At 58.7% G+C, this 6,822-nt stretch carries 8 protein-coding genes; 2 read left to right on the forward strand and 6 right to left on the reverse strand.

All coding sequences use genetic code 11. The features are described 5' to 3' along the window. Positions 1-75: 75 nt before the first annotated feature. Complete coding sequence (locus AC1DRJ_RS17995; RefSeq protein ID WP_477803348.1) at positions 76-831, reverse strand: COG4705 family protein; 756 nt, start codon at positions 829-831, stop codon at positions 76-78. Positions 832-1,217: 386 nt separating this feature from the next. Here AC1DRJ_RS17995 and AC1DRJ_RS18000 point away from each other — a divergent pair, with 386 nt between their 5' ends. Next, positions 1,218-1,847, forward strand: a complete 630-nt coding sequence (locus AC1DRJ_RS18000; RefSeq protein WP_477803349.1) for a flavin reductase family protein — start codon at positions 1,218-1,220, stop codon at positions 1,845-1,847. On the opposite strand, the gene AC1DRJ_RS18005 is transcribed toward AC1DRJ_RS18000, so the two are convergent. Both AC1DRJ_RS18005 and AC1DRJ_RS18010 read right to left on the reverse strand, forming a co-directional pair. After that, complete coding sequence (locus tag AC1DRJ_RS18005; protein ID WP_477803350.1) at positions 1,848-2,078, reverse strand: hypothetical protein; 231 nt, start codon at positions 2,076-2,078, stop codon at positions 1,848-1,850. A 41-nt stretch (positions 2,079-2,119) separates the two neighbouring features. Continuing rightward, a complete protein-coding gene (locus AC1DRJ_RS18010; protein WP_477803351.1) occupies positions 2,120-2,473 on the reverse strand; it encodes a putative quinol monooxygenase in 354 nt (117 codons plus the stop codon). Between the two features lie 336 nt (positions 2,474-2,809). On the opposite strand from AC1DRJ_RS18010, the gene AC1DRJ_RS18015 reads away from it, so the two are divergent. After that, a complete protein-coding gene (locus AC1DRJ_RS18015) occupies positions 2,810-3,739 on the forward strand; it encodes an AraC family transcriptional regulator (protein WP_477803352.1) in 930 nt (309 codons plus the stop codon). A 142-nt stretch (positions 3,740-3,881) separates the two neighbouring features. On the opposite strand, the gene AC1DRJ_RS18020 is transcribed toward AC1DRJ_RS18015, so the two are convergent. Genes AC1DRJ_RS18020 through AC1DRJ_RS18030 form a run of 3 tightly spaced genes read right to left on the reverse strand, consistent with a single transcriptional unit; the run spans position 3,882 to position 6,709 of the window. Further along, a complete protein-coding gene (locus AC1DRJ_RS18020) occupies positions 3,882-4,937 on the reverse strand; it encodes an ABC transporter ATP-binding protein (protein WP_477803353.1) in 1,056 nt (351 codons plus the stop codon). A gap of 15 nt (positions 4,938-4,952) precedes the next feature. Then, the gene (locus tag AC1DRJ_RS18025) at positions 4,953-5,801 is read right to left on the reverse strand and encodes an ABC transporter permease (RefSeq protein ID WP_477803354.1); all 849 of its coding nucleotides are present in this window, start codon (positions 5,799-5,801) and stop codon (positions 4,953-4,955) included. Further along, positions 5,798-6,709 carry an ABC transporter permease gene (locus AC1DRJ_RS18030; protein ID WP_477803355.1) on the reverse strand — a complete coding sequence of 304 codons (912 nt, stop codon included), beginning with the start codon at positions 6,707-6,709 and terminating at the stop codon, positions 5,798-5,800. Before AC1DRJ_RS18030 ends, AC1DRJ_RS18025 begins: the two co-directional genes overlap by 4 nt. Between the last annotated feature and the right edge of the window lie 113 nt (positions 6,710-6,822).

Here is a 6,822-nt window from a genome sequence, read left to right on the forward strand (position 1 = left end):
ATTTCTACCGCGTTTCCCTGAGAGAACTCGGTCAAATGTGGGAGCGGGCTTGCTCGCGAAGGCCGCGCCTCGGTATCAAGTCAACTGGGCGGACGTTTGCTTCCCATATTTATTCTGAACAAACGAAGCCCCCGCAATCATCACCACCAAAATCCCCGCCAACACCAACGACGAACCGATGGTGCCGAAATCCAGACCACCCTTTTCATGTGGCTTGGTCAGGAAATCCCCCAGCGTCGCACCGAATGGACGCGTCAGCACAAACGCCACCCAGAACAGCAGCACTGACGAAATCTTCGTGAAGTATTTCAGCAGCACCACCACCGCAATGGTCGAACCAATCAACAGCGCGCCACCGGCGAAACCCAAGCCTGAATCGTCGGCCAGGTAATCACCCAGCGCCGTGCCCAAGGTGTTGGAAAACAGAATCGCCATCCAATAGAACATCTCGCCGCGAAAAGTCTGGACCTTGGTGACGTTCAACGAATCACCGCTCAAGCGCCACGCCGCAAAAATCCCTGCCAGGATCGCAATCAGGATCATCGAACCGGTGGCGTAGCCCAAACCGAGAGTGCGGTCCATGAAGTCCGACATGGTGGTGCCCGCCGTGCTGGTCGACAAAATCACGATCCAGTAGAGCACCGGCTTGTAGGTTTTTGACATCAGTTGCGCAACCAGTGTCAGCACGAACACGCTGATCAAAATCAACGAGCTGATGGCGTAACCGACGTTGAGAGTCATCGACAGCAAGTCGCCAGCGGTTTCTCCCAATGTCGTCGCGCAGATTTTCATCACCCAGAAGGCCAGGGTGATTTKTGGAAGTTTATTCATCAGGGGTGAGCTCCATTATCCATTGCGGCTTGTTCTCAGGTTTCGCGCAGACTGGAGACCAAGCGGTGAAAAACAGGTGAGCTCTTTATGAAAAATCTGTCACACACAGCAACAATTTGATTAATCATCGGTTAATGCGCTCGCACGCTGACGGCTTCGACAAAACCATCACCGCAGAAGCGATCGGCTGATCACGGGAGCAAAACCCACTGCCCGGCCGCAGCCGGGCCTGGTCGTATATGGATGCCCACAATTCCCCGGAACAACACGATTCAATGTGGGAGCGGGCTTGCTCGCGAAAGCGGTGGATCAGTCAGCCTTTTTACTGAATGTTAAGCCGCCGCCTTGCACCATGATCGCTTCCCAGAAACCCAGGAATTTACGCGATGCCCGACGACATCCACTTCTACGAACCCACCAACGGCCACGGCCTGCCCCACGATCCGTTCAACGCCATCGTCGGCCCGCGCCCCATTGGCTGGATTTCCTCGCAGGATGCCAACGGCCGCTTGAACCTGGCGCCGTACAGCTTCTTCAACGCGTTCAATTACATTCCGCCGATCATTGGTTTTTCCAGTGTCGGGCGCAAAGACAGCCTGAACAACATCGAGCAAACCGGCGAGTTCGCCTGGAACCTCGCCACTCGCCCATTGGCCGAGCAGATGAACCAGAGCTGCGCGATGGTCGGGCCGGAGGTCAACGAGTTCGAACTGTCCGGACTGACACCTGCTGCCTCGAAAATTATTCAGGTGCCACGGGTCGCCGAAAGCCCGGTGTCCTTTGAGTGCAAGGTCACGCAGATTATTCAGTTGCAGCGCGCGGATGGGAATGTGGTGCCGAGCTGGCTGATTCTCGGCGAGGTGGTCGCCGTGCATATCGCCAAGTGGCTGTTGAAAGATGGGGTCTACGACACCGCCGCGGCAGAACCGATTCTGCGCGGCGGTGGGCCAGCAGATTATTTTCAGCTGGGGCCAGAGGCTTTGTTCAAGATGTATCGCCCCGGGGCGGTCAAGTAATTACCACAGCAGATCGGTGTTTTCCTTGACGTCCTTGAGGCGGGTCAGCTCTTTGGCGGCTGCTTCATCGGCTTCATGAGCCGTCTTGAAAGTCTGGTTTTCGAGGACTTTGTGGAAACGCGGTGCGCCCGCACCGCCCAAGGCTTTGACGGCGATGGCGGCGTGGTAACCGCCCTCCCCCGGTACTACAGCGGAAACGGCTTCGAAGTGATCAAAGGCTTTACGTCCCATGTCGCGGATCCTGGCTGGTTGAGAATGGCCTCATTAAACCCTCAACCCGCCATTTTGTGTACCCACGACTGAGTCTGACCCAACGCCTGGGCAGCCGATACCTCGTTGAAGGTATGAAAATCCAGGCTGTTGACCACCAGGTCCTGCAACAATTGGGCAAACACTTGCATCGCCGGGGTGCTGAAATACGCGGTCATGGCCTGCTGGTTCACCCAGAAACCGGACACCAGCCACAACTCGGCATCGCATTGCGACTGTTGCAAAGCAAAGCTCAGGCAACCTGGCGCATTACGCGACGGCTCGATCAAGGCGCTCAGGCGTGCACCAAGTTCCATCGAATGACCGGCGCGGGCACGGACAAAAGCCATATGACTGACGGGGATCTGCGTAGACATGTTCAACCCTCCCAGGTACTCGAGTGGCAGCCGTGGGACGGGCTGCGACAGGATCCAAGGTTAAGCGCGCACGTTCCAGCGCGGTTAGTCGATTCCTGCCTGTGTGTTGCACAATCCTGCGCGGCGTCTCAAAAACCCTGTAATGCCCGGCAACATGCGTTCACCCCAAAGAAACAAGGCTTTCAAGCAAGTTTTCCTGGGGTGTCCCTGCGCTAGAGGCACCGCTAATCCAACTCGTGCAGAATCAGGCAAGGTTGAGGCAGGATGTGTCTACCGCATCGTCTTGCACAAACATAAGCTGAGCCCATTACCCACGCCCCACCGAGGATGCCTTGCATGTCGTCGCTCGATCATTTCCAAGCCCCGCTGGATGCCGACATGGAGAAACAGCGCGCAGAACTGGCCGCGATCATCCGCCGCAATACGCAGGAGGATGGCACGTATACGACGGCCGTCGGTTCGCTCTTCATGTCACGCCATAGCCAGTCCCATGAATTTGCCCCGGTGCTCGCCCAACCGGCGCTGTGCATCATGGCGCAGGGGCGCAAAGAGGTCCGGCTGGCCGATGAGCATTTCAACTACGACCCGCTGAATTACCTGGTGGTGTCGGTTTCGATGCCGCTCAGTGGGCGAGTGGTGGATGTCTCGCCCGAAGCACCGATCCTTGCGGTACGGCTGGACATCGACCCGGCGGAAATCAGCGCTCTGATTGCCGACGCCGGCCCCTTGGGCGTACCCACCCGTCCGACCGGTCGCGGCCTGTATGTCGAGCGGATCGACAGCGCAATGCTCGACGCCGTGCTGCGTCTGGCGCGGTTGCTGGACACGCCGAAAGACATCGCCATGCTCGCGCCACTGATTCGTCGGGAGATTCTTTATCGGTTGTTGCGCAGTCCGCAGGGGCATCGGCTGTATGAAATTGCCATCGCCAACAGCCAGAGCCATCGCATCAGCCAGGCAATCAAGTGGCTCAACGGCAACTATGAGCAACCATTGCGAATTGATGATCTGGCGAAAGAAGTGAACCTGAGCGTGTCGACGTTGCATCACCGGTTCAAGGCGATGACGGCGATGAGTCCGTTGCAGTATCAGAAGCAGTTGCGGTTGCAGGAAGCGCGCCGGTTGATGCTGGCCGAAGGCCTGGAGGCTTCGGCGGCGGGGTATCGGGTGGGGTATGAAAGCCCTTCGCAGTTCAGCCGTGAGTACAGCCGGTTGTTTGGGGCGCCGCCGTTGCGGGATTTGGCGCGGTTGCGGTTGTCGGTCTGATCTGACTTTGCGGTGTGGCTACGGACGCCTTCGCGAGCAAGCCCGCTCCCACATTTGACCGAGTTCTCTCAGGAGAATGCGGTAGAAATGTGGGAGCGGGCTTGCTCGCGAAGAGGCCATCAAGGCCAACATCAAATCCGGATCAGGCCCCCAACACGCGGCAAGCTTCAGCCGGCAAGGTCACCGACACCGGGTTGCCAATGTTCAACCCAAACCCCTGGCACGGTGTACTCAGCGCGGTAAACGTCACCCCGGAACACTCCACCGTGGTTTCAATCGTCGCGCCGATATCACGCACAAACGTCACCTTGCCGAGCAAGCGATTCCCCGCCGTTGCCTGCGGATGCGACAGTTGCAGGTCTTCCGGGCGAATCAGCATCTTCACTTTCTCGCCGACCACAATGCTGCTGCAAATCGGCACTTCCAGTGCATCGCCACCCGGCAAACCGACTTTGCCGTTGCCCAGCGCCGTGGCCGGGAAGATGTTGCCGGAACCAATAAAGTCCGCGACAAATTCGTTGGCCGGGTGCCGATAGATTTCAATCGGCGTGCCGACTTGTTGCACACGGTGTTCACCCAACACAACGACGATATCGGCCATGGTCATCGCCTCACGCTGATCGTGGGTCACCATGATCGTGGTGATGTTCAGGCGCTGTTGCAGCTGACGGATTTCCACCTGCATCGATTCGCGCAGCTTGGCGTCCAGCGCCGACAGCGGCTCATCCAGCAGAAGGATTTTCGGCCGCGAAGCAATCGCCCGGGCAATCGCTACACGCTGACGCTGACCGCCGGAGAGTTTCGCCACCGGGCGATCAATCATTTCCGAAAGCTGAATCAGCTCCAGCAGTTCCACCACCCGCGCCTGCTGATCCGCCTTGCTGACGCCACGCAGTTTCAGCGGATAGGCGATGTTCTCCCCCACCGTCATGTGCGGAAACAGCGCCAGCGATTGAAACACCATGCCGAAATTGCGCTGATGCGCCGGGGTGTGGCCGATGTCTTCACCGTCCAGGCGAATCTCGCCACCGGTCAGGGTTTCGAGCCCTGCGATCATCCGCAGCAAGGTGGTTTTGCCGCAGCCCGACGGGCCGAGGAAACACACCAGTTTGCCTTCCGGCAAATGCAGGTTTACATCCTTTACCGCGCAGGCCGAGCCGTAATGTTTCTCGACGTTTTCCAGAATCAGACCAGTCATGTTGCACCTCAAGAATCAGAACGAAACGCCACCTTCACCCACCAACTTTTCGAGCGCCCAGATCAGGACGAAGTCGATCAGCACGATCAGCACGGCAAACGAGAAAACGGTAGGGTCGAGTGAAGACACGGTGCGGCTGTACATCCAGATCGGCACGGTCATGACGTCGATGGTGTAGAGAAAATAGGTCACGGTGAATTCGTTGAACGAAACGATGAACGCCAGCAGCATGCCCGCCAGAATCCCCGACTTCATCAACGGCACCACCACATCGACAATTGCCCGGGTCGGCGAGGCACCGAGCATTTGCGCGGCCTCTTCGACTTCACTGCCGATGGACAGCATTGCCGCGGTGCAGTTTTTCACCACGAACGGTAATGCCAGGATCACGTGGGCAATCACCAGTCGCGAGGTGGTCATCTGGAACGGCAGGCTGTCGAACACCAGCAGCAATGCCAGCCCCAACACCACCATCGGAAACACCAGCGGCAGCGACATCAGTTGCAGCGCCACGGCTTTGCCACGGAACTCGCAACGGGTCAATGTATAAGACGCCGGCACGGCGATGATCGTGGCGAAGACCATGGTCAGGCACGCGACCATCAGGCTGGTGGTCATGGCTTTGCCCAGGCTCAGCACATCGCTGGAATCCGGCGACACGAAGGTGTTCCAGGCGGCCTTGTACCATTGCAGGCTGTAGCTGCTCGGCGGAAAGTCGAGGTTCGACGCACCGCTGAACGACATCACGATCATGGTCAGGATGGGCAACACAGCTAACAGCAGGATGAAGCCGGAAAGGATGCCAGCAAACTTGCCAGTCTCGCCCGGCAGCAGGCCATAACGCTTCTTGGTCAGGGTGCTCATTGCGAAGCCTCCAGCATGCGCCGACGGCGGCCAGTGATGTATTCGGACAAGGTCATGATCGCCAGCGTGGTGACAATCAGCACCACACCGGCAGCGGACGCGGCAGGCCAGTTCATCAGCGGAGCGATCTGGTCATGCACCATCACCGCCAGCATCGGCACGCGTCGGCCACCCAGCAGCAAAGGCACTACAAAGCTGCTCGCGTTGTAGGCAAACACCAACGTTGCGCCGGTGATAATCCCCGGCATGCTCATCGGCAGCACCACCTGACGGAACACTTGAAAGCGACTGGCGCCCAGCGTCGCGGCGGCTTCTTCGTAAGTACGGGCGACGCCACGCATGGCGCTGGCAATCGGCAACACGGCCAACGGGAACGCGGTTTGCACCAGGCCCATCAACACGCCGTTCTGGTTGTAGAGCAGCATGATCGGGCGCTTGATCAGACCGAGGCCCATCAATGCCTGATTGAGCATGCCGCCCGGGCCGAGAATCACCAGCCAGCCGTAGCTTTGCAGCAGCAGGTTGACCAGCAACGGCAACAGCACCGCAGCGAGGAAAATCCGGCGCACGAACGGTGAGGTCAGGCGTGACATGGTGTAGGCCACCGGGATCGCCAGCACCACGGCGATCACCGCGCTGATCAGCGCCAGGCGCAGGGTCAGCAGCAAGGATTTGAGGTAATACGGTTCCAGCAATTGGGCGTAACTGGCCAGGCTGAACCCGGTCCATTCCGCGCCTTTGGTGCCCACGCTCATGCGCAGGACCAGCAGGCTGGCGGCGATCAGTACACCCAGAAACAGCATCGACGGCGTCAGGAAAAACCAGGCGCGGGTCGTCGGCGAAACACCCCGTTGCGCGCGCACGGGGGCAGCGGCACTTACCGGATGAGTCAGAGGTTGGTGTTCCATAGCAAGGGTCTCGTCAATGGAAAGCAGCTGACAAATACAAAACCTGACGACACCGAGTTCTAATGTGGGAGCGGGCTTGCTCGCGAAGAGGCCGTGTCAGCCGACATCAATGC

The sequence above is a fragment of the Pseudomonas sp. P5_B2 genome (assembly GCF_056400445.1).